The 21558-nt window shown below is 70.9% G+C and carries 21 protein-coding genes; 11 read left to right on the top strand and 10 right to left on the bottom strand.

From position 1 onward, the window contains the following. Positions 1-364: 364 nt before the first annotated feature. Positions 365-1303: an LLM class F420-dependent oxidoreductase gene (locus tag ACQPZW_RS30525; protein WP_433789492.1), complete on the bottom strand. Its 939-nt coding sequence runs from the start codon at positions 1301-1303 to the stop codon at positions 365-367. A gap of 71 nt (positions 1304-1374) precedes the next feature. On the opposite strand from ACQPZW_RS30525, the gene ACQPZW_RS30520 reads away from it, so the two are divergent. Continuing rightward, the gene (locus ACQPZW_RS30520) at positions 1375-1965 is read left to right on the top strand and encodes a TetR/AcrR family transcriptional regulator (protein ID WP_433789491.1); all 591 of its coding nucleotides are present in this window, start codon (positions 1375-1377) and stop codon (positions 1963-1965) included. 116 nt (positions 1966-2081) lie between these two features. Here the strand turns inward: ACQPZW_RS30520 and ACQPZW_RS30515 are convergent, their stop codons facing one another. The 3 genes from ACQPZW_RS30515 to ACQPZW_RS30505 form a co-directional block, all read right to left on the bottom strand. Next, positions 2082-2903, bottom strand: coding sequence for a transglutaminase-like domain-containing protein (locus ACQPZW_RS30515; protein WP_433789490.1), 822 nt, complete (start codon positions 2901-2903; stop codon positions 2082-2084). A 797-nt stretch (positions 2904-3700) separates the two neighbouring features. Then, a complete protein-coding gene (locus ACQPZW_RS30510) occupies positions 3701-4594 on the bottom strand; it encodes a sulfotransferase domain-containing protein (protein WP_433789489.1) in 894 nt (297 codons plus the stop codon). A 284-nt stretch (positions 4595-4878) separates the two neighbouring features. Further along, positions 4879-5826: a GlxA family transcriptional regulator gene (locus tag ACQPZW_RS30505; protein WP_433789488.1), complete on the bottom strand. Its 948-nt coding sequence runs from the start codon at positions 5824-5826 to the stop codon at positions 4879-4881. A 71-nt stretch (positions 5827-5897) separates the two neighbouring features. On the opposite strand from ACQPZW_RS30505, the gene ACQPZW_RS30500 reads away from it, so the two are divergent. Beyond that, positions 5898-6842 carry a saccharopine dehydrogenase gene (locus ACQPZW_RS30500; RefSeq protein ID WP_433789487.1) on the top strand — a complete coding sequence of 315 codons (945 nt, stop codon included), beginning with the start codon at positions 5898-5900 and terminating at the stop codon, positions 6840-6842. Here the strand turns inward: ACQPZW_RS30500 and ACQPZW_RS30495 are convergent. Continuing rightward, the gene (locus ACQPZW_RS30495) at positions 6826-7632 is read right to left on the bottom strand and encodes a hypothetical protein (RefSeq protein ID WP_433789486.1); all 807 of its coding nucleotides are present in this window, start codon (positions 7630-7632) and stop codon (positions 6826-6828) included. The two genes, ACQPZW_RS30500 and ACQPZW_RS30495, sit on opposite strands and share 17 nt — an antisense overlap. Before the next feature lie 206 nt (positions 7633-7838). Here ACQPZW_RS30495 and ACQPZW_RS30490 point away from each other — a divergent pair, with 206 nt between their 5' ends. Continuing rightward, positions 7839-8633: a hypothetical protein gene (locus ACQPZW_RS30490; RefSeq protein ID WP_433789485.1), complete on the top strand. Its 795-nt coding sequence runs from the start codon at positions 7839-7841 to the stop codon at positions 8631-8633. Here the strand turns inward: ACQPZW_RS30490 and ACQPZW_RS30485 are convergent. Then, entirely contained in the window at positions 8617-9255 is a 639-nt protein-coding gene (locus tag ACQPZW_RS30485) for a VanZ family protein (protein WP_433789484.1), read from the bottom strand. The two genes, ACQPZW_RS30490 and ACQPZW_RS30485, sit on opposite strands and share 17 nt — an antisense overlap. 123 nt (positions 9256-9378) lie before the next feature. Between ACQPZW_RS30485 and ACQPZW_RS30480 the strand changes: the two genes are divergently transcribed. The 4 genes from ACQPZW_RS30480 to ACQPZW_RS30465 all read left to right on the top strand — a co-directional run bounded on the left by ACQPZW_RS30480 (position 9379) and on the right by ACQPZW_RS30465 (position 13421). Continuing rightward, a complete protein-coding gene (locus ACQPZW_RS30480; protein ID WP_433789483.1) occupies positions 9379-10548 on the top strand; it encodes a sensor histidine kinase in 1170 nt (389 codons plus the stop codon). Next, positions 10545-11195, top strand: coding sequence for a response regulator (locus tag ACQPZW_RS30475; protein WP_433789482.1), 651 nt, complete (start codon positions 10545-10547; stop codon positions 11193-11195). The genes ACQPZW_RS30480 and ACQPZW_RS30475 overlap by 4 nt, the downstream gene beginning before the upstream one ends. Positions 11196-11353: 158 nt before the next feature. Continuing rightward, entirely contained in the window at positions 11354-12478 is a 1125-nt protein-coding gene (locus ACQPZW_RS30470) for an acyltransferase family protein (protein WP_433789481.1), read from the top strand. 274 nt (positions 12479-12752) lie between these two features. Next, the gene (locus tag ACQPZW_RS30465; protein WP_433789480.1) at positions 12753-13421 is read left to right on the top strand and encodes an enhanced serine sensitivity protein SseB C-terminal domain-containing protein; all 669 of its coding nucleotides are present in this window, start codon (positions 12753-12755) and stop codon (positions 13419-13421) included. A gap of 6 nt (positions 13422-13427) precedes the next feature. On the opposite strand, the gene ACQPZW_RS30460 is transcribed toward ACQPZW_RS30465, so the two are convergent. From ACQPZW_RS30460 to ACQPZW_RS30450, 3 genes are all read right to left on the bottom strand, one after another. Further along, positions 13428-14048, bottom strand: coding sequence for a hypothetical protein (locus tag ACQPZW_RS30460; protein ID WP_433789479.1), 621 nt, complete (start codon positions 14046-14048; stop codon positions 13428-13430). Positions 14049-14104: 56 nt separating this feature from the next. Further along, positions 14105-15106 (bottom strand): LacI family DNA-binding transcriptional regulator, encoded by a 1002-nt coding sequence (locus ACQPZW_RS30455; RefSeq protein WP_433789478.1) that lies wholly within the window; start codon positions 15104-15106, stop codon positions 14105-14107. A gap of 108 nt (positions 15107-15214) precedes the next feature. After that, positions 15215-16264 carry a serine hydrolase domain-containing protein gene (locus ACQPZW_RS30450; protein WP_433789477.1) on the bottom strand — a complete coding sequence of 350 codons (1050 nt, stop codon included), beginning with the start codon at positions 16262-16264 and terminating at the stop codon, positions 15215-15217. Between the two features lie 84 nt (positions 16265-16348). Between ACQPZW_RS30450 and ACQPZW_RS30445 the strand changes: the two genes are divergently transcribed. Continuing rightward, positions 16349-17371 carry a serine/threonine protein phosphatase gene (locus ACQPZW_RS30445; RefSeq protein ID WP_433789476.1) on the top strand — a complete coding sequence of 341 codons (1023 nt, stop codon included), beginning with the start codon at positions 16349-16351 and terminating at the stop codon, positions 17369-17371. Here the strand turns inward: ACQPZW_RS30445 and ACQPZW_RS30440 are convergent. Then, the gene (locus tag ACQPZW_RS30440) at positions 17361-17699 is read right to left on the bottom strand and encodes an anti-sigma factor antagonist (protein ID WP_433789475.1); all 339 of its coding nucleotides are present in this window, start codon (positions 17697-17699) and stop codon (positions 17361-17363) included. The genes ACQPZW_RS30445 and ACQPZW_RS30440 overlap by 11 nt on opposite strands. 153 nt (positions 17700-17852) lie before the next feature. Here ACQPZW_RS30440 and ACQPZW_RS30435 point away from each other — a divergent pair, with 153 nt between their 5' ends. From ACQPZW_RS30435 to ACQPZW_RS30425, 3 genes are all read left to right on the top strand, one after another. Beyond that, a complete protein-coding gene (locus tag ACQPZW_RS30435) occupies positions 17853-18644 on the top strand; it encodes a PmoA family protein (RefSeq protein WP_433789474.1) in 792 nt (263 codons plus the stop codon). A 75-nt stretch (positions 18645-18719) separates the two neighbouring features. After that, positions 18720-20168, top strand: a complete 1449-nt coding sequence (gene mptB, locus ACQPZW_RS30430; protein ID WP_433789473.1) for a polyprenol phosphomannose-dependent alpha 1,6 mannosyltransferase MptB — start codon at positions 18720-18722, stop codon at positions 20166-20168. 36 nt (positions 20169-20204) lie between these two features. Next, positions 20205-21539 carry a CotH kinase family protein gene (locus tag ACQPZW_RS30425; RefSeq protein WP_433789472.1) on the top strand — a complete coding sequence of 445 codons (1335 nt, stop codon included), beginning with the start codon at positions 20205-20207 and terminating at the stop codon, positions 21537-21539. Positions 21540-21558 lie beyond the last annotated feature (19 nt).

The following is a 21558-nucleotide window of genomic DNA, read 5'->3' as shown; positions in this document are numbered from 1 at the left end:
ATGGATTCATGTCGACGCACTGGAGCGCTCTCCCCTTATGGGCGGAGACGTGCGGCGTGCAGCCGAGACGCGCGGCCGCGTATTGACCGGACGGGTGTACACGACGTGTTGACTGGACGCCTGTACATGACGTCTTGACTGGACGTGTGTATTCGACGTATTGACTGGACGTCTGTACATGACGTGTTCCCTGGACGTCTGTACATGACGTCTCGAATCAAGACGCTGTTCGTGACACGTCTCGGTTCGAGACGCTGTACGGGACGTCTTGATTCGAGGTCTCTACTTGACGTCTTTACTTGACCGGCAGCTTCAGAGCCACTTGACCGGCGGCTTCAGAGTCACTTGACCGCCAGCTTCAGGGCTACTTGACCAGCGGCTTCAGAGCTGCGCCGACCGCGGCGACGACGCCGGGGCGGTGACCGTTGCGGATCAGGTTGATGGTGATGCCGTCAATACCGGCGGCGAGCACCCGCTCCTGGATCTGCTCGGCCACCTGCTCCGGCGTACCGATGAAGGCCCGGTTGCGGCGATCGTCCGGGATCGTCTCGCCGAGCTCCTTCGCCTCCTGCTCGTTCTCGCCGACCATGCCCATCACCAGGAAGCTGGTGGCCAGGGTGGCCGGGTCACGCCCGATCTCCTCACACCGCTCGCGCAGCACCGACACCTTGCGGGCCAGATCGTCGACGTCGCAGATGATGTTCATGTGGTCGGCGAAACGGGCCGCCAGCCGGAACGTCTTCTGCTCGCCCGAACCACCCAGCATCACCGGGACTGACGGCCGCAACCGCGGGTTGTTCATCGCCGACCGGGCCGTGTACCACTTGCCGTCGAGCGAGGCCGGCTCACCCTTCAGCATCGGCGTGATGATCGTCAGCGCCTCCTCGAGACGCTCGAACCGCTGGCCGAACGTGCCGAACTCGAAGCCGTACGCGTCGTGTTCAAGCTCGAACCAGCCGGCTCCGATGCCGAGGATCGCGCGGCCCTTGGAGACCACGTCCAGCGTGGTCACCGTCTTCGCGAGAAGAGCGGGATTGCGGTACGTGTTACCGGTGACCAGCGTCGACAGCTGAATCGTGGAGGTCGCCGAGGCCAGCGCGCCGAGGGTCGTGTAAGCCTCCAGCATCGCGTTCTCCGCCGGGCCGATGCCGGGCAGTTGGTACAGGTGGTCCATCACGAGCACGGTGTCGAAACCGTTGGCCTCCGCCTCGCGCGCCTGCGCGACGACGGTGTCGAAGAGGTTCTCCACTCCGATGCCGGGGTACGTGAAATTCGGGATCTGGTAGCCGAGCTTGATGCTCACGTACGCCTCCGATGTTGATGTAAGAGGTCTCTCACTTGCTAATGTAAGAGCCTACTTACACGGAGGCAAGCGTGTCGGCGAAACGGGCCTACCATCACGGTGATCTGCGCGCCTCGCTGATCGCGGCCAGTTTCGACCTGCTCGCCGAATTCGGACTACAGCGTTTCTCGGTCGCGGCCGTCGCCCGCCGGCTCGAGGTCAGCTCAGCTGCGCCGTACCGCCACTTCGCCGATCGCGGCCACCTGCTCGCCGCCGTCTCCGCCGTCGCCGCCCACGATCTGAACGCCGCGATCGTGGCCGCCGCCGACGCGGCCGGCGCCGACCCCGCCGACCGCCTGGCCGCCGCCGCGGGCGCCTACGTGCGTTACGTCATGCGCACCGGCGCCGGACTGCCGGTCATCTACGCCGCCGAGCTGTCCCGAATCCCCGACGAGGCCCGCCGCGAGCAGACGCGCGCTCTCATGGAGACCATGCTCGACCTCGCCGGCGAGACCGGCACCCGCAACCATCACGACACGGTCCTACTGGTCGAGGCCACCATCGCGGTCGCACACGGTTATGCGGCGCTGCTCTCCGACGGCTTCTTCGCCCGCCGGGTCGACGACATCGCCGACCGTGCCGCTGAGGCCGCCCGCGCCCTGACCGTCCCCCTGAGCCCTTGACCGTCTCGACTTGACCTCACCCGTTTGACGCCTTTCGAGGTGAGAGTCTGCGGTATGCCTCTGGGCGCGGCGGCAGGTGGCAGCGTGACCGCCGTTACCGCCGGCGGCGCGGTTGGTCAGGCGAGCAGGCTTGGGGGCACCTCCAGGTCTTCGGTCTTGTAGAGCGCGGCAACGGCGGCCGGGTCGTCCTCGGCGCATGTGGTGGCGACGGTGTCGAGCAGGGTGTCGTAGTCGGCGCCCGTCCGCCCCTGGTAGGAGGCCTCCATCCGGCCCCACTCGTCCCACGGGAGGGTTTCGACGCGGTTGAGGGCGGCCAGGTCGCGGATGGCGTTGCCGCGGATCTCGGCCGGGCCGAAATTCTCGGTGCCCCGGACGCCGAACCTCGATGCGTCGAGGCGGCCGGCGCGGAACTCTGCCCACGCCTCGCCGCCGGTCAGGAACTGGCCCGGCGTCAGGGCCTCGGGGGTCGGCAGCACCGTCAGGCCCATCGCCTCGGGGTCGGCGCGGACCCATGGCGATCCGCCGGTCGAGAACTCGATCACCCAGTGGTCCAAGCCGAGCCCGGGCTGGAAGTAGGTGGCGAACCCGCAGCGGGCGCGGGCCGCGACACCGCGATGGCGCAGCAGGGCGCATGCCAGGACGGCGAAGTGCCGGCAGGTGCCGACGACCCGGCGCTCGGGTGGTCGTGGCACGGTCAGCGGAGACGGGTCGAGGCCGAGAAGCGTGCTGACCAGGCGGGCGGCGGGCCGGATCTGATTCTCGTCGAATCGGCCCGGTGGCATTTCGAGTCGACCGGCGTCGTGGGGCTGGATGACCAGACGATGCACGAGCCCGCAGATGGCGACCGGATCCTCCGGGAGGTCGGCGAGCGCTCCGCCCTCGATCGTGGAGAGGTCAGTCAGCGGACCGCCTGCCGAGTAATCGATCGTCGCCGTCATGCCCCGCATCGTAGAGCCGGGGTCCGACATTTTCCGGCCCTGAGGCATCCCCTGGAGCAACCGGCAGGAAAGGGCTGGGCCGGATAGGCGGCACCGAGTTCGGCGAAGCGGCGTGGCCGGGGCTAGGTAGAGCAGGGTGGGCCGGGGAGGGCGGCGGGGAGGGGAACACAGCGGCATGGCCGGCGAGGGGGAGGGGATAGGGCAGGCTCGGTGGGGTGGTGGGGAAGAAGGCAGGGCCGCCGGCTTCGGCCGACGGCCCTGGGTGGCTACTTCTTCTTGTCTTTCTTGGACTTCTTGTCCTTCTTGGATTTCTTCGACTTCTTGGCCATGTCGGGCTCCCTCCGCTCCTCGAACCTCCGGCGCTCCAGCCAGATGCAATCTGACGGAAGCGCTGAGTGATCGATCGGTCAACCAAGCGTCACGCTAGCCTCACCCCGGGAGCGTCGGCCTCGTCATCGGTGGATGAAAGCGAGCCTCGTACGGCGTCGATGGCGGGCGAGAAGTACCGCGGTTCGGCATTGCCGCGCTGGGGCCGGACCCGGCTGGTCGGCATGGTCGCGGGCGCGGTCAACCGGGCTCCCTGTTCGGCACAGCGGCGGGCACCCTGCCTCTCGTGGCGCCGGGGCTGCACGATCGACCGCGACCGGCCGTCCGCGGCGGTGGCCGCGTTGGCGTGTGCCGGCGGGTTCGGGGCGCAGGCTCGTGGGACCGGGCGGAGGACTGTTGTGAGCCACCCGGCGACCGGTCCGGCGGCGGTGCCGACGGTGACATCCGCGGTTGCCGGCGCGGCGCGGCCTTTACCTGCCCTGCGGTCCGGCCGACCGGGCGCGGGCCACGGCCGGCTCCGCATAGCCGAGGACGTCCAGCAGATTTCCGGTGGCAGTGCGGAAGGCCTGCTCGAGGTCGTCGTCGAAATGGTTGTGCCAGTCGCCGGACTTGCCCTTGCGGTAGTGCGAGATCCCGCCGGCTTTCTTGCGCTCGTTCATCCGGGAGAAGCTGTACTTCTGGAGCAGGGTGGCGAGTTCCGCTTCCGGGACGTTGATTCCGCAATGACGCATGAGGGCGTCCATCTCGGCGAGTTGGTGCTCACCGGTGAGGTCTTCGTAGCGGATCAGCCGGATCGTCTCGGAGGGCGGCGCCTCGACCCAGGAGCGGACCGCGTTGAACATGCCTTTCCGGGTCAGGTATTCGATGAGGTAGAGCATTCCGTCCTTCTGCGAGCGCTCTCGCAGGGCGGCCCGGACCTCCAGCACGTCGCCCATCGGGGTGTGCGAGTCACGGGTCGAGAAGTAGCTGGAGACCAGCAGGTCACGCGGGTCGCGGTAGATGAAGAAGGTCCGGTGCTCCGCGGGTTTCGGCATTTTCAGATAGCGCTTGTACGGAAAGTACAGTGACAGGCCGATCCGTTGCGGCGGAACGACCCGCTCGTCGCGCCAGCCGTAGTAGCGGGGGTCATAGGTGACCAGACCGGAACGGCGGTAGACGATCGGGTCGCTGAACATTGATTTCACCCACTGGCTGGCGGTCTTGCGGACGGCGCAGTGGTAGATGTTGACGAATTCGCAACGGTCCTCGACCGGCACGGTGATCCGTAGTTTCGCATTGTGCGCCTCGAGGAGGGCGCGGCGGGCGAGTACCCGAAGGGAATCGGGGGTGTGCTGCTTCGCGAACATCACCGATCGATTGAGCATCGCCAAAGTCCAATTCGTCGCCATGGGGGAGCGGCACGCCGACGTCGCGCACGACGTCGTGCGTTTGGGGGCACTTTACAAGAACATTGACTTCGTTACGAGAGTGTCACGGCCTGAGACGATGGAACCCGCGGCCCGAGGCTGTGAAAAGGCTTGGAGAGGGCTGGAGCCAGGTGCTGCCCGGCCCAGCCTTTGTACTCCTCACCTGGGCAAACGATCGGGCGCCCGGTTCGTCACGCCCAGCCGAACCTGAAGGGATTCACAGGTTCGATGTTGCGGGAGTGTCAACGATGCGAGGAGGCGCGGAAGGTACGGCGGTACGTCTCCGGCGGCACACCCAACTGCTGGCTGAAGTGCCGGCGGAGCGTGGTGGCCGTACCCATGCCGGTCCTCGTGGCGATCTGCTCGACGCTCATGTCGGAGAGCTCCAGCAACTCCTGCGCCCGACGGACCCGCTGGTCGTGCAGCCAGCGCAGCGGGCTGCTGCCGGTGACCGCATGGAAGTGCCGCGCCAGGTTGCGGGAGCTCATGCCCGCCTCGCGGGCCAGGTCACGAACCGTGAGCGGCTCGCCGAGCCGGTCCTGCGCCCACGCCATCACCCCGGTCAGCACATGGTTGCGCCCGTGCCCGACCGCCGCCGGGATGAACTGGGCCTGCCCGCCCGGCCGGTGCGGCGGCACGACGAGGGTCCTGGCCAGCGCGTTGGCCACCGCCGTGCCGTGGTCGAGGCGCACCAGGTGCAGGCAGAGATCCATGCCGGCGGCCTTCCCGGCCGAGGTCAGCACGTCACCGTCGTCGATGTAGAGGACGCCGGGATCGACGGTCACCGACGGGTACCGCGACTGCAGCAGATCGGTGTGCGCCCAGTGGGTGGTCGCCCGGCGCCCGTCCAGCAGCCCTGCCTCGGCCAGGGTGAACGCGCCCGTGCACAGCGACGCCACCCGGGCGCCGCGGGCGTGGGCGGCGCGAACGGCCTCGACCAGGGCCGGCGACGGCGGGTCGAGCGGGTCGCGGCAGGACGTGATCAGCACCGTGTCGGCGGTCGCGAGCGCCTCCAGCCCGTGCCGGACGCCGGCGGTCAGCCAGCCGCCGACGGTCGCGCCGTCCTCACCGCAGACGACCAGCTCATACCACGCATCGGTCAGCTCCCGGTCGGCGCCGAAGACCTCGCACGCGGCGGCCAGCTCGTAGAGCGGCGTGCCGTCGGTGACGGGCAGAGCGACACGATGCATGTCCGAAACTGTACGGGAGGTGTCACTGCGGACACTGTTCCGCCCGTACCCGGCAAAAGATCATTGACGGCATGAACAAGCGCATCGCGGTCCTCGGGGCCGCCGGGCACACCGGTCGTTTCGTCGTCGCCGAGCTGGAGCGTCGCGGTCTCACCCCGATCCCGTGCGGCCGGGGCACCGACCTGGACGCGGCCCTCCGTGACGCGGACGCGGTGATCAACGTCGCCGGGCCGTTCCACACCACGGCCGCGCCGGCGATCGAGGCGGCGATCCGGGCGAAGATCCCCTATCTGGACGTGACGGCCGAGGTCGAGGTGGTCGGCGACACCGTGGCCGCCTTCGGTGCGGCCGGGATCCCGATCGTGCCGGCGGCCGCCTTCTACGGCGGGCTCGGCGATCTGCTGGCCACCGCGGCCACGTCACCGTTCGCCGCGGTCGACGAGCTGACCATCGCGTACGCCCTGAGCAGCTGGCACCCCACGAGCGGCACCCGCCGTACCGGCAAGGTCTCGGCAGCCCGCCGCGACGGGAACCGGCTCGCCTTCGTCGGCCACCGCCTGCGCCCCCGTGTCGGTGAGGCGCCCCGCGCCGAGTGGGATTTCCCCGCCCCGATCGGCCGCCGCGCGGTCGTCGGCGAGTTCGTCACCGCGGACAGCGCCGTCATCCCCACCCACATCGGCACCCCGGTGATCCACTCGTTCATGACCGCGAACGCCGTCGCCGACCTGCGCGACCCGGACGCCCCGGAGCCGGTCGCCGTCGACGAGTCGGGGCGGTCGGCGCAGACGTTCCTGGTCGAGGTGGTGGCGCGGTCCGGCGATCAGGAGCGCCGGGTCACGGCGAGCGGCCGGGACATCTACGCGATCACCGCGCCGCTGGTGGCCGAGGCGACCGTCCGCATCCTGGCGGGGGAGGGCGCGACCACCGGGGTCGCGGGTCTCGGCGCCCGTTTCGACCCGCTGGACTTCCTGGCCGCGCTCGGCCCGGACGCCCTGACCGTCACGGAATCTCGATGACCGGCCGGACCGGTGTCTCCGCGGTGAGCCCACCGTCGAAGACCGTCTCGGCCAGTTCCGCCTCCCGGTAGGCGGTGGCCAGTGTCAGCCAGGACAGGAAATCGCCGTAGCCGCCGCAGAGCGCCGACCCGCCGTCACCACCGCAGAGCACAGCGGGGTCGGTGGTGAGCTCGCTCTCATACGGATCAGCGGCGATGATCAGGCCGAACAGGTTCGGCTCCTGGATCAGCGGGACGGTGCCGTAGGGCTCACCGTCCGGGTAGTCGTCGCCCCAGCGGAACAGGGTGCCGGCGCCCGCCCCGCAGGCGTGCTCCCACTCGTCGGGGGTCGGCGGCCGCAGCCCCCGGCCGCGCAGGCCGGCGATCACCCAGTCGTGCCCGTCGCCCTCGTCATCGTCGATCAGCTCCTCGGACGGCCGGGCCCGGACCGCCACGAGCCGCGCGGGCAGCGCCACCCGGCGGGGCGGGGAGGTGGTGCCGACGATGAAGTCGATCGGTGTGCCGTCCAGACCCCACTCGGCCGCGGCCTCGGCGAAGTGGGCCGCCTGCCTCGCGGTGACGGTGAAGCGGGCCGGATCGAAGCCCAGGTCGACGGTGCCGCCGGGCACCAGGGCGAAGTCGATGCCGTCGCGCTGGAGCAGGGCGATCCGGCCGGAGCGATCCGCATAGGAGTGCGAGCCGACGTGCGTGAGGGTCGCGCCGGTGTCGGAGGCGATGGCCGCGGCGATCCGCGCGGCGGCCTCGTCGGAGAGCTCGTTCCAGGCGGACTGGGTCAGATCGGCGTGCGGCACCGCGCCATTATGCCCGGGAGATCAGCATGGTCAGTCGGCGGCGGAGGCTGCGGGAGTCGGCGGTACGCCCCGCGTGCCGTCGGGCCCAGGCGCTCGATGACGTCGTGGCCCGCTGTGCCCGCCTCGCGGGGAGACCGCTCAGTGAAAATGGTGCGGCTGCTTGTTCGGGCCTTGTCGGCACCTACGCGGACTGAGAGGGTTGGCCGATGGCGTTTCCGTACGCTCGCACCTTCGACGAGGTCCTCGCCCATGTGAACGAGCGTCGGTGCGTGTGCGGTGCCACCGAGACCGGGATCGAGAACCGGACCGGCGAGAGAGTCCTGATCGGAGGGGTCGCGGCCGTCCGTTTCGACTTCTACTGCGTGGAGTGTGCCCGGCTGCGGGAGTTCACGTTCCGCATGACCGGGACCCCGGTCCAGGAGCGAGCGGCCCGCCGGCCGGGAATCCGGGTGATCGGCCTCGGCCGTTCCGCCACCGAAGCACACCTCTTCATGGACCTGCACGGGTGTGACGTCTGCGGCGAGGAGGAGTTCGAGCGGGACTTCGCGGTCATCGTGGTGGACGGCGAGCTGTGCAGCAGGTATTCCGGCGTGTGTCCGGAGTGTGGTGACCCCCGCGAGTTCACGTTCCGGCTCCCGGAGGAGACACCGATCCCCGACCCGGACGAGCCGAGCTTCGGGGGTGAGCGCCCGTCCGAGCTGCTGGACGCCGGCGAGTGGCTGTGGGTGGCCGACACCATCGCCGCCGGCACACCCGCGGAACCGGCCGGCATGGACGATCAGCAGCGACGGCGAGCCCGCTACGACCTCCTGACCGCGGCCGCGGCGGCCGCGGAGGCTCGCAAGTTCGTGGCGTTCGGCGCGGACGCGGTGTCACCCGGGGCGCTCTGGAGCCCGACCGGCCGGGCGGTCTACGAGGCGGAGCCGGGCCGCTTCAGCCTGCAGCGGCTCGAGCTTCTCGAGGAGGTCTTCCGGGGCCTCGCCGTCACCTTCGGAGACTGAGGGGTCCTCGCCGCGGCGCCTTCCTGCTGTCCCCGGCGGGAACACCTGTCAGCGCGCGGTAGAGGCGGTAGAGGAGGTAGCCCAGCACCGCGCCCAGCGTGTTGGTGGCCAGGTCGTTCACGTCCGCTGTCCGCCCGCCGCTGATCAGGACGTCGGTGACGAACTGCATCGACTCGATCGCGGCGCTCATCGCCAGGCCGATCCACGCGACCTGCCCGACGCCGCGTACCTGGACCAGCAGGGGCAGCAACACGCCCGCCGGGACGGTCATCACGATGTTCAGCACGACCGTGGTGGTGTCGAGGCCGGCCAGGGGTATCAGATGCGCCCTCTCGTACCAGGGGACCTGGTTGCCGAAGTCGCCGGTGCGGATCTGCAGCGGCACGGTGACCATGGCGACCCCTGCCAGGTAGCAACTCGTCACACCGGCGAGCAGCAGCCGCCGCGCCGTGAGATCGTGACGCCGCCACAGGACCAGGACCCAGCCGGTCACCAGCACCGCCGCCACCACGACCCCCACGGTCGCCGCCGAGAACTCCAGAAAGATGCCGCTCATGCCGTCCATGTCGACCAGCATGGGTACGGCCCGGACGGTGGCGCATCCACCTCGGGTCGGTGCCACCGGTACCTGGGTACCGGCGGCCCGACACGATCGATACCCGCGGGCGACGCGCCACCGCGCGCGGCCCACGATCATCGACGGCATGACCTTCGACCGGCGCAACCGCGGCCTAGGGTGGGCGGCGTGAAAGATCGCGGCACCCTGTTCTGCACCGCTGCGGCGCTCGGCGTGCTGCTCTCCGGGGGCATCGAGCTCGCGATGCAGGACGAGATACGAGAGTCCGGCCGCGGGCTGCTCGCCGCGCTGGTCGTGCTCGGCACCACCGTGGCCGTCGGCCTGGTCCGGCAGATCCCTCCGGCCTCGCTCGGGCTGGTCTGGCTGACCGCGATCGGCCAGGCGGCGACGGCGACGCCGTTCCTGCTCACCCAGGCGGCGTGGGCGGTCGTCGCGTTCGGGCTGGCCCGCTGGGGTGGCCGGGCCGTCCTCTGGGCGAGCGCCTTCTCGATCGCCGCCGGGCCGGTGGTCGCGGTCGTGCTGATCGGCAACGACCTCGTCTGGATCCACCCGCCGTACGCCTCCCGGGACCTGTTCGCGGCCACCGTCGACCGCCTCGGGCTCGGCTGGCGGATCGGCGCGGGCCTGGTGTTCGGTGCCCTGCTCGCCATGCCGTGGCTGGGCGGGCTCGCTCTGCGGATCTCCCGCCGGGCCCGCATCGACCTGGACCGGGCGGCCCGGGAACGCGCGCGGGCCGAGGAGATCGCCCGGATGCGTGAGGCCCAGACCCGCCTGGCCCGCGACGTGCACGACGTCGTCGGTCACTCCCTGGCCGTGATCCTGGCGCAGGCCGAGTCCGGCAGGTATCTGCCGGACGACGACCCCACCGCCCTCAAAACGGCGCTGGCGACCATCGCGACGTCGGCCCGGGCCTCGTTGCGCGACGTGCGGGAGGTCCTGACCGCGACCGGTGACACCACCGACGACCTCGACAACCTGATCGACAACCTCCGCGCCGGCGGGCACGAGGTGGTGACCGGCCACGACGGCACGCCCCGGGCGCTGCCCGAGCCGCAGCGGGCCGCCGCCTACCGGGTGCTTCAGGAGATGCTGACCAACGCGATCCGGCACGGTCTGCGAGGAGGGGCCCTGACGGTACGCAGGACCTGGTCCTCCGATGCTCTGCACATCGAGGTCCGTAACGGGATCGAGCCGGGCCCCGGCGACCGGCTGTCGTCACCCGGGTCGGGGTCGGGGCTGGACGGTATGCGCGAGCGGCTCGCCAAGGTCGACGGCACCCTCTCCGCCGGGGTGCGGGGCGAGGTGTTCGTCGCGACCGCGAGGATCCCGCTGTCATGAACGACATCACCGTGCTGGTCGTCGACGACCAGGAGCTGTTCCGGGCCGGTGTGGCGGTCATCCTCGACGCCCAGCCGGGAATCACCGTGGTCGGCGAGGCGGGCAACGGCGCCGACGCGGTGCGCCTGGTGAAGGAGTTGCGGCCGGACGTCGTACTGATGGATCTGCGCATGCCGGTGATGGACGGCGTCGAGGCGACCCGGCAGATCTACGCCGCCGCGCACACCCCACCGGTACGGGTGCTGGTGCTCACCACGTTCAACCTCGACGACCGGGCGGCGACCGCGATCCGGCACGGCGCGAGTGGCTTCCTGTTGAAGGACACCACGCCGGCCCAGCTGACCGACGCGGTCCGCAGCGTCCACGCGGGCAACGCGGTGCTCGCCCCCGCCGACCTGACGACCCTGCTGACCAGTCACTTCCCGGCGCCGACGCCGGTGCCGGACGCCTATCTGGCGCTGACCGACAAGGAGCGGGTCGTGTTCCGGGCGGTGGCCCGCGGCCTGTCGAACGCGGAGATCGCCGCGGAGATCTTCGCGGGCGAGTCGACGGTGAAGACACACGTCGGGGCGATCCTGCGCAAGTTGGTGCTGCGCGACCGGGTGCAGATCGCGGTGTTCGCCCACGAGCACGGCCTGCTGTCCTGAGCGTCGGCACCTGAGGCCATCGCCCCGGTACCCGAGGTCGATGAGAGCGGCGGCGCCCCTGGGCGATCTTTCTACCGGGCCCCGTCCGGGTGACTCCTGTACGGCGGCGTCCCGGCTTCCGCGCACCCGGCCCGGTCGGCCCGTGGACAGGAGTCTCGATGACGACAGCCGTCGACGATCATGCGGCCGACGCGGGTGTGGACCGGCCGGCGCCGTCGGGCCCGGTACGCCTTCACGCGCTCGACGCTCTGCGGCCGGTCTGCGCGCTGGCGGTGGCGGGCTATCACTTCGGCACGTCCTGGCGGTTGGACGGCGTACACCCGCCCGGGTATTTCCTGCCCGGCGCCGCTCCGGTGCTGATCTACGGTTTCCTCGGCGTCGAGGTCTTCTTCCTGATCAGCGGCTTCGTGATCTGCATGAGCGCCTGGGGCCGGACGGTCCGCGAATTCGCCGCCTCCCGGGCTGCCCGCCTGTACCCCGCCTTCTGGGTGGCGGTGCTGATCACGGCGGTCGTGGTGACCGTGCTGCCGGTGACCGGAGGGCTGCCGGTCACCGGCGTGCCGAGCCTTCGCGATGTCGTGATCAACCTGACGATGCTGGCCGAGCCGTTCCGTGTGCCGCTCGTCGACACCGTGTACTGGACGCTCTGGGTGGAACTGCGGTTCTACCTGATCATCGCCTGTCTGATCGCGGCCGGGCTGATGACCGGCCGGGGGATACGGGCGCTCGGCACGGGATGGCTGATCGTGGCGGTCCTGGCGCCCGCACTGCCGGGCACGCTGGTGCAGACCATCGTCATGCCCGGTTTCGCGCCGTACTTCATCGCCGGGATGGCGATGTTCCTGCTGCGCGGGGACCGGCGGGACTGCCGGTCATGGCTGCTGCTGGCCGGCTGCTGGCTGGTCAGCCTGCACCACGTCACACTCCGTGTCGAGGAGCTGCGTCCCGGCTTCGCCGTGCCGGTCTGGCCCGCCCTGGTGCTGATCACCGGCGCGTACGCCGTACTGCTGGCCGTCGCCCTGGGCCTCACCGACCGGCTGGCGTGGCGGCGGCTCGCCACAGCCGGCGCACTGACCTACCCGTTCTACCTGCTGCACCCACGCATCGGGTACAGCCTGATGCGCACCGTCCGCGAGCGCACCGGGTGGCCCGCCTGGCTGCTCATCACCGCAACCGTGATCCTGCTCCTGGTCGTCTCCTGGCTGGTGCACCGGCTGGTCGAACGGCCGCTGTCACCATGGCTGAGGCGCCGGCTCTCAGGCGGCCGGCCCCAGGTCCAGTAGAGGATGCGGCAGGCGGGGAGTCGCCGGGCGATCTCGGTCTCGAACCATTCCCGCAGCCCGGTCATGCCGGGGAGTCACCCCTGCTACGGCGGCTGTACCGCCGATCCGCATCCGTTCACCGACCCGCCGCGTCGCCTCGAAACGCCCCCGGCCGGCCCGATAAAGACCTTCCGGTGGTACGCGAGACGCAGCCTTAGGGTCTGCTTAAAAGGTGAACCGGCCCGCCCGATGTCGCGTACCCGCTGGTGGAGACGCCGACAGACGGGAGTCGACCATGTTTCCCACGAATGCTCTGGAGACCACACTCCTGCACGTCCGCCGCGGTCAGTCACCACCCGAAGCCCTACTGACCGCCCTCGCCGACCACCCGGTCTGGGTGCCGGTGCCGTCCGGTGGGCCGCTTCCGCTGACCACGATCGACGGCCGGACCTACGTGACCGTCTACACCTCCGCCGAGCAGCTGGCCAAGGCGGGCGCCGGTCACCGCCGTCAGATCCGCCTCACCGGCCGCCAACTGGCCGAACGGCTCCCCGGCGACCTGGGCTTCGCGGTGAACCCGGGCTCGGCCTCCAGCATGCCGGTCGCCGCCGAACGGGTGCACAGCCTCCGCGCCGGCCACACGCCGGCCGTCCTGCTGGGTGTTCCGCACCCGGAGCCGTACCACCTGCTCCAGGCCCTGGCCGGAGGTTTCCAGGCCGTGCGCGGAGTGCTGGAGGCCCGCCGGGCGTTGCGCCGCATCGACGACGGGCCGGAGACGCTGATGATCGGCATCCGCCCGAACCGTCAGGTCCCGACCTGGCCCGGAGAGGTTCGGGCCACCGTCGAGTATGCCGCCCGCCTCACCCCGGTCGCCCACGACATCGAGATCGTGCTGCTGGACGATCAGTCACCGGTGAGCGCGTGGATGCTCGCCGAGACCGTGCCGTTCTACGCCCGTCGCTGACCGGCCTCACGTCAGACCGGGCTGCCCGGAGCCACCGGTCAGGAAGATGCGCAACGCCGAGCCGTCCCGGCCCGGGGCCCGGCTCGGCCCCTGTTCGCCGCCGCCCGGCGGGTCGTACGCCACCACGATGCTGTAGCCGTCGAACCGGTGCGCCGTCCGCTGGTGGCTGACGGTGACATCGGACAGCCAGGCCAGGACCCCGGCCCGCTCCGGCTCGTCGATGCCGGCCGGCCAGCACCTGCCGAACAGGGCGGCCACGGCCTTGCGATCGTGCGGGGCCGGTGTGCCGTACCGCGCACAGGACATGCCCCACGGCGTGTCCGGGTCGCCGGGAAGCGAGACCACCGTGAGCGTGACGTCGCTGTCCGGGCTGCCGGACGAGACGCTGACCTGCCCGTCGGAACGACGAGTCGTGGTCTTCGCCGTCCTGCCCCACGCGGCGGCGAGGCCCGGGATGGTCAGCCCCGCCACCGGCCCCGGCACGACCGGATTGCTCTCCCGCACCGTCGGAGCGGCGCCCGCCGGAACCGGCGGGTCCGTCGGCTCGTCTCGGCCGTCCGCCCACAGCCAGGCCGCTCCGACGGCTGCCACCAGCCCGGCAGCCACCAACCCGGCCCTGCTTCGCAACGCCCCACCCCCGTGACGATCATCGATGGGATGAGGATATTGCACCCTCGCGCACGTCAGCGCAGAGGTGCGGTGGACTCACGGGTGATCAGGCGCACCGGGAACCGCTCCACTCCGGAGGTGGCCGTCCCCTCCATGGCGGCGGACAGGCGCTGGGCCGCTATCCGGCCGAGATGCTCCAGGTTGAGGTCGATCGTGGTCAGCGGCGGCCGCGAGTTGACCGCCAGGACGCTCCAGTTGTCGAAGCCGATGACGGCGACGCGGGACGGCACGTCGATACGCTCCTCGTGCAGCACGTCGAGGACACCCCGGGCGATCTCGTCCGAGCCGGCGAAGATGGCGTCCACCTCGGGGCAGCGCTCCAGCAGCATCCGGGTCGCGCCGCGGCCCCACGCCTCGGACCACATGCCGAACCAGACCTCGCCGCCGGCCAGGGTCAGCCCCTCCTCGGTGAGCCGGTCGACGGCGCCGCGCGCCCGGTCCTGTGCGGCGCTGTAGCCGGGGTCGCCGGTGATGTGCGCGATCCGGCGGCGTCCACAACGGATCAGATGGTCCACGGCGGTCCGCCCGCCGCCGGTGTTGTCGGTGATCAGCGACAGGTCGGCCGGGTCGTCGGACGGCGCATACGCATACACCACCGGAACGGGCAGATCACCGAGGGACGGCCGGGTGTCCGGGCGGGCGCCGACCACTATCAACCCGTCGACCCGGCGCGACAGCAGCGCCCGGAGATGATGCTTCTCCCGGATGGTGTCGCCCCGGGCGTCGCACAGGAACACCGAGGTCTGGTCGGAGCCGAACGCGTCCTCGGCGCCCATCAGGATCGGGATGGAGAACCGGCCCTCCAGGTCGGACGTGAGCAGCCCGACCGTGCCGCTGCGCTGGGTGATCAGGCCCTGGGCGAGCGTGTTGGGTGAGAAGGAGAGCTGCTCGGCGGCGCGGATGACACGCTCACGGGTCTCGGCGCGAACCTGCGGCTGCCCGTTGAGCGCCTTGGACGCGGTCGCGACCGAGACCCCGGCGAGTTTGGCGACGTCGCGAAGAGTGGCCCTGGACAAAGATGATTCTCCCGCGTGACATTCTTGAAAACCTTTTCGGCCCACTGACCGTCTGGTCAGACTAGCCCAGCCGCCGCAACTCCGAAACACGCGTTGCCGTTCGATGTCTCAGCAGAGTGCCCCTTCGATCAGGGTGTCGGCCGCCCGCTGCTGTCGCATGTGGTCCTCGGGGGTGTCGCCGAGCACGCTGTTCACCGACAGCACCACACTGCGCCGGCCGTCCGCGGTGACGCCGTCGTCGGTGATGTAGCCGCCCCAGCCACCGGGATGGCTCCAATACGTGCCACCGCACGGCAGCGGTCGCTGGAAGATCCCCAGACCGTAACGCGCGCCCGGCATGACCGGGGAGTCCACCGGCACGGTACGGGTCATCTCGGCGAGCTGGGCCGGCCGCAGCAGCCGCCCACCGAACAGCGCCCGGAGGAAGACGTTGAGGTCCCGGGTCGTGGAGACGATCGCCGACCCGGTGTCGGCCGGGGACTGAGCGGTGACGTCGGCGCCGAGGCGGTACGCGCGGGCGTACGGCTCCGGCATCACGGGCGAGCCACCGGGCCACGACGTCCCGGTGAGGCCCAGCGGTCGCACGATCCGGCGCTCCACCTCGTCGTACCAGTGCCGTCCGGTGACCCGTTCGATGATCAGGTCGAGAAGGATGTAACCGGTGTTGGAGTAGCCCCAGGCGGTACCGGGTGCCGCATCCGGCCGGTGCGCCATCGCCCGCGCCACCAGCTGCTCCGGGGTGAACGCGCCCTCGTCCGGGATGTCGTCGTGAATGCCGCCGGTGTGCTGGAGCAGGTGACGGACGGTGATGCGGCGGCCGTCGTTGCCGCTGCCCCGCACGACCCCCGGCAGCCATCGCTCGACCGGATCGTCCAGTCGCAGCCGGCCCTCACCGGCGAGCTGCAGGACGACGACGGCGGTGAACGTCTTGCCGGCGCTCGCGATGCGGAACCGCCCGTCGGCCGGCACCGGCCGCCCGGTGCGCAGGTCGCCGGCGCCGCTGGTGGCCACGTGCGCGCGGCCGTCCGCGGAGACGAACCGGGCCTGCGCGCCCACGATGCCGAGCGCGTGGATCGCGTCGGCGTGCCGCTGCAGCTCGGGGACCGGTGCCGCGGCGCCGGTCGGGGCCAGCAGTGCCCAGATCAGGAGAAGTCGCATGCGTGCAAACGTTAGGCCTGGCCGGGGCAGGATTCGATCCTGCTGGCCACCGGGCGAAGGGTAGGGCTGACTAGAGTGTGGACAGTGGGAGTGGATCTCGAACGGGTGGCACGGCACCGGGCTCTGTCGGCGGCGCTGGCCGCTCGGGACGACGCCGGGATCGCCGCGCTCGTGGGCGAGCCGACCGCCGGCTTCGGTGGGAGCACGGCGTCGGTGACCGTCGACGGCGTGCCGGTCTTCGTCAAGCTGGTGCCGCTGACCGACCTGGAGCGGCGCCCGGAGAATGTCGGCTCGACGGCGAACCTGTTCGGCCTGCCCCCGTTCTACCAGTACGGCATCGGCTCGGCCGGATTCGGCGCCTGGCGTGAGCTCGCCGTGCACACCCTGACGACGCGGTGGGTCCTGGACGGCGAGTACGACGGCTTCCCGCTCGTCCACCACTGGCGTGTGCTGCCGCGTACGCCCGGCCCCACCGAGCCCGGCGAGCTGGAGCGCTGGGTGGAGCACTGGGAGGGCGACGACGCGGTCCGGGCCCGGCTGGAGGCGATCGGCTCGGCCTCGGCCGCCGTGGTCCTGTTCATGGAGAGCTTCCCGCTCACCGTCGACGCGTGGCTCGCCGAGCGGACCGCCGCGGGCGACGAGGGGGCGTACGACGTCGTCGACCGCGCCGTGCAGGAGGGCGTGGCGTTCCTGGGGTCGCGCGGCCTCACCCACTTCGACGCGCACTTCCTCAACCTGCTGACCGACGGCCACCGGATCTACTTCGCCGATTTCGGGCTGGCCGTGCACACCGGGTTCGACCTCGACGCCGTCGAGTCCGCCTTCCATCGGCGGCACCACGACTACGACCGTGGCTACACGGCGGCCCACCTGGTCCGCTGGCTGGTCAGCAGGCTGCTCGACGTCCCCTGGCCGGAGGTCACCGGCCGCCTCCGGGCCCATGCGGCGGACCCGGGCGGGTTCGCGCTCCCGGAGCCGGCGCTCCGCGTGCTGCGGCGCCATCTGCCGGCTGCCCTGGTGATGGGCGAGTTCTTCGACGAGCTGTGGAGTGTCAGCAAGCACACCCCGTTCCCCGCCGAGGAGCTGGCCCGGGCGCTCAGGCCGTGACGGCGCCCGTCTGCGCGGCCAGGATGCCGGCCACGCCGGCGGCCCGCAGCGTGTCCCCGACGATGCCGTGCGTGTTGGCCACGGAGAAGGCGCGCCCCCGCCGCACCGCCACCTGGCGGCCGGTCAGCAGGGACCGCACGCCCGCCGCGCCGAGGAACGGCACGGTCGCGAGGTCCACGACGACATGCCGGACGCCGGACTGCTCGGCGGCGTTGATCAGGATGATGCTGAGCGCCTCACTGACGTCGTGGTCGATCTCACCGCTGACCATGATCCGCACAACGCCGTCGCCGTCGTCGTGCTTGCACACCGTGAACGGGCCGGTCATCTTCTCTGTCCTTCCGTCGAAGCCCTGATTCTCCGGCACCGGTGGCCGCCGCGTGCCCGGATCACCGGGTTGACGGGAAGTTCGCCGCTTGCCCGTCCGAGGTCGGGGCCACTAGGCTGCCGGAAAGCGCTTTCCTGCCGGTAAGGGGATCGGATGACCGAGCTGAACGTGGACGGGACCCGGGTGGCCACCTATGTGGACGCCCCCGAGCTCGACATCCGTCTCGCGCCCCGCCCCTATCTGCACCCGGTCCGCACGCTGGGTGGCACGGTCGTCACCGACGAGCTCCCGCAGGACCACCCCTGGCATCTCGGGGTGTCGGTCACCATGCAGGACGTCGACGGCGTCAACGTCTGGGGCGGGCGCACCTACGTGCGCGATCAAGGCTACATCTGGCGCGACGATCACGGGCGCGTCATCGCCGGCAGCCGCACGCCGCTGCCCGGCGGCTTCGCCGAGGACCTGCGGTGGGTCGACGCAGGCGGCCGGCTCCTGCTCAGAGAGCAGCGTTCGGTCACGGCCCGCCCGGCGCCGCGAGGCTGGCGGCTCTTCTTCCGGTACGCGCTGGGCGCCCCCACCCAGTCGGAGGTGACGATCGGGAGCCCGGCGACGAACGGGCGCACCGGGGGAGCGGGCTACGGCGGCTTCTTCTGGCGAGCCACCGAGGGCGAGGCGATGGCGTTCACCCCGTCCGGCGGCGACCCGCACGGCTCCACCGATCCCTGGCTGGCACTGTCCGTCGAGGACGCGTACACCCTGGTCTTCACCGGCCTGGACGGTGACGACCGATGGTTCGCCCGCACCGGCGACTACAACGGTGTCTGTGCCGCCCTGGCCTGGGAGGACACCCTGACCATCAAACCGGGCGTCCCGCTGACCCGCGAGATCACCGTCCTGGTCGCCGACGGCCGCCTGACCCGCGACGAGGTCGCCGCCGTGGTGTGACCGTGCCGCGTGGTCCGGTGACGTTCACGACCCTGGTGCACCGTCTCGTGCCCTGATGCGCGAAGCTCGACGGTTATGGGGCTGAGTTCTCTCCGGTGGCTGGGGCTGGCCGGTTCGTTGATGCTGGCGGTGGCCGGCCGGCTCGGCGGGGCACTGCCCGGCGCCGATCTGGCGGCCACTCCGCTCAGCGTCGCCCGGAGCACCTACGGGCCGGTCATCCTCGGTCTCTGGCTCGCCGGGACGGCCATCACGGCCTACGCCTGGTGGTCCGGCCGGGACCGGGTTCCGTCGCTGCGGTGGGCGATCGGGACGGCGTTCCTCTGGCTGCTGCCGTTCCTGTTCGTGCCACCGATGGGCAGCCGGGACGTGTATTCGTACGCGTGTCAGGGCGAGATGTTCACCCACGGGCTCGACCCGTACGAGGTCGGGGTGTCGGCGCTGCCGTGCACCTGGCTCGGCACGGTCGCCGAGATCTGGCGGGACACGATCACCCCGTACGGCCCCCTGTTCCTCCTGATCGCCGGCGCCGCGGTCGCGGTGGGCCAGACGCTGACCGGGACCATCGTCGTCTTCCGCCTGGTCACCCTGGCCGCGATCGTCGTGATCGCCGCCTGCCTGCCGGCCCTGGCGCGCCGCTGCGGCATCGCGCCGGAGCGCGCGATCTGGGTGGCGCTCGCCGGCCCGCTGGTCGGCGCCCATATGCTCGCGGCGCCGCACAACGACGCGGTCATGGTCGGGTTGCTGGTGGCCGGCCTCTTCCTGGTCGTACGAGCGGACGCCCGCCCGATCCCGCTGCTCGCCGGCGGTGTCCTGCTCGGACTCGCGGTGGCCGTGAAGGCGACCGCGATCGTCGTGATCCCGTTCGCGGCGCTGATCGCTGCCCGCCGGGTGCCCGGCTCACCAGGACTGCGCGCCCAACTCGGCCCCCTGGCGAAGGCCTCCGCTCTGGTCGGCGGATCGTCGGTGGTGGCGCTGCTGGCGGTGACCCTGGCCAGCGGGCTCGGCTTCGGCTGGGTGCCGGCGATGCAGGGCAGCACCACGGTCATCCAGTTCACCTCGCCGCCGACCGCGATCGGCATGACGCTGACCTACGCGGGCCAGGCGCTGTTCCCCGGATTCGACGCGGTGCCGACGGTCCGCGCTCTTGCGCTCGTGGCGCTCACGACCGTACTCATCATGCTCTTCGTCGCGGCCCTGCGTGCCGCCGACCGGGACCGGGCCGCCCTGCGGGGAGCCGCCTTCGGGATGGCCGCCGTGGTCCTGCTGTCACCGGTCTTCCACCCCTGGTATGTGATGTGGCCGCTCACCCTGCTGGCCGCCGTCACCGTGCGGACCAGCGCGTTCATGTGGATCGCCATCGTGGCCGCGTTCTCGGTGCTGCCCGACGGCGGCGGTCTGGCCCGGTTCGTGAAGTTCCCCGGGGCGCCGCTCATGACCATCCTGCTGATCGTGCTGGCGGTCCGCTTTTACAGGCGACGCACAGCCGTGGCACAAGAGGATCCTCAGCAACCGGCCTTTCCTTGAGTCGTCCAGCTCCCATGGCGACGAAGGATGGCCCGCATGCCCGCTCACACCCTGTCCCGACGGTCGTTCGGCGCGGCCCTGCTCGGAGCGGTCGGCCTGGCCGTCGTCGGCGGTTGCTCGAGCGGCTCCGCCTCCGCCTCGTCGACCGCCGCCACCGCGGGCAGCGGGCTCTTCGACCCCACCCAGGTGCACGACATCGAGTTCACCTTCGACCAGGACGCCTATGACAAGGTGATCGACGCCTACCTCGGCGACCAGTCGAAGGAGTGGCTGGAGGCGACCGTCACCATCGACGGTACGACGTTCGAGAAGGCCGGGCTGCGGCTCAAGGGCAACTCGACGCTGCGCGGGCTGACCAGGTCGGGCGCCACCGCCGACACCGGCAACCGCGCCGGCGGCCCGGGCGGCGGCATCTCGGCGGAGAACCCGCAGGACCTGCCATGGCTCGTCCGGCTCGACAAGTACACCGACGGGCAGGCGCTGGGCGGCTACACCGAGTTCGTGGTCCGCTCCAACAACACCGACAGCGCCCTCAACGAGGCGGTCGCCCTGGAGTTGCTGGCGCTCGCCGGGCTCGCCACCCAGAAGTCGGCCTCGACCCGGCTGAGCGTCAACGGCGGCAACGAGGTACTGCGGCTCATCATCGAGAACCCGGGCGACAAATGGGACGCCGACCACTTCTCGTCCGCCGGAATCCTGTACAAGGCGGAGAGCGGCGGCGACTACTCGTACCGCGGTGACGACGCCGACAGCTACCAAGACGTCTTCGACCAGGAGACCGATTCCGACAACCCGAACGTGGCGCCGCTGGCCGCATTCCTCAAGTTCATCAACGAGTCCGACGACGCCACGTTCGCCTCCGACCTCGCCAAGCACCTGGACGTCGCCGCATTCGCGAACTATCTGGCGTTCCAGGAGCTGGTCAAGAACTCGGACGACATCGACGGGCCGGGCAACAACTCGTACCTGCGCTATACGACCGACAAGGATCAGTTCACGGTGGTCGCGTGGGACCACAACCTGGCGTTCGGCGGCATGGGTGGCGGGGGTGGCAACCGCGGCGGCGGCGCTCCCGTCGGCGGCGCTCCTGGAGGCGGCGCTCCCGGCGGCAGCCAGGGCCGCCGGAACGGGGGCGGCGGTGGTCCCGGCGGGCGCAGCAACATCCTGGTCACCCGATTCAACGCCGACAAGACCTTCAAGGCGTCGTACGACAAAGCGCTCACCGACCTCAAGGCCTCCCTCTACACCAGCGGCAAGGCGGCGTCGATCCTGCAGACCCGGGCCGCCGTGCTGACCGCCAAGGCGAGCGACCTCATCAGCGCCGACACCGTCACCAGCGAGTCCGACACCATCAAGGGCTACTTCGCCTGACGCGGGGCATCATGCTCGG

It is taken from the genome of Actinoplanes sp. CA-252034 (assembly GCF_050956125.1).
GTDB lineage: Bacteria > Actinomycetota > Actinomycetes > Mycobacteriales > Micromonosporaceae > Actinoplanes.
Note: the sequence above shows the minus strand (reverse complement) of the source record. Positions and strands in the feature narration are given on the sequence as shown.

Coding starts and splice junctions, on each gene's coding strand:
- ACQPZW_RS30470 (WP_433789481.1), top strand. CDS start 11,354: ATGACGACAGCCGTCGACGATCATGCGGCCGACGCGGGTGTGGACCGG.
- ACQPZW_RS30510 (WP_433789489.1), bottom strand. CDS start 4,594: ATGCTCAATCGATCGGTGATGTTCGCGAAGCAGCACACCCCCGATTCC.
- ACQPZW_RS30490 (WP_433789485.1), top strand. CDS start 7,839: ATGGCGTTTCCGTACGCTCGCACCTTCGACGAGGTCCTCGCCCATGTG.
- ACQPZW_RS30500 (WP_433789487.1), top strand. CDS start 5,898: ATGAACAAGCGCATCGCGGTCCTCGGGGCCGCCGGGCACACCGGTCGT.
- ACQPZW_RS30440 (WP_433789475.1), bottom strand. CDS start 17,699: ATGACCGGCCCGTTCACGGTGTGCAAGCACGACGACGGCGACGGCGTT.
- mptB (WP_433789473.1), top strand. CDS start 18,720: ATGGGGCTGAGTTCTCTCCGGTGGCTGGGGCTGGCCGGTTCGTTGATG.
- ACQPZW_RS30435 (WP_433789474.1), top strand. CDS start 17,853: ATGACCGAGCTGAACGTGGACGGGACCCGGGTGGCCACCTATGTGGAC.
- ACQPZW_RS30515 (WP_433789490.1), bottom strand. CDS start 2,903: ATGACGGCGACGATCGATTACTCGGCAGGCGGTCCGCTGACTGACCTC.
- ACQPZW_RS30465 (WP_433789480.1), top strand. CDS start 12,753: ATGTTTCCCACGAATGCTCTGGAGACCACACTCCTGCACGTCCGCCGC.
- ACQPZW_RS30505 (WP_433789488.1), bottom strand. CDS start 5,826: ATGCATCGTGTCGCTCTGCCCGTCACCGACGGCACGCCGCTCTACGAG.
- ACQPZW_RS30450 (WP_433789477.1), bottom strand. CDS start 16,264: ATGCGACTTCTCCTGATCTGGGCACTGCTGGCCCCGACCGGCGCCGCG.
- ACQPZW_RS30425 (WP_433789472.1), top strand. CDS start 20,205: ATGCCCGCTCACACCCTGTCCCGACGGTCGTTCGGCGCGGCCCTGCTC.
- ACQPZW_RS30475 (WP_433789482.1), top strand. CDS start 10,545: ATGAACGACATCACCGTGCTGGTCGTCGACGACCAGGAGCTGTTCCGG.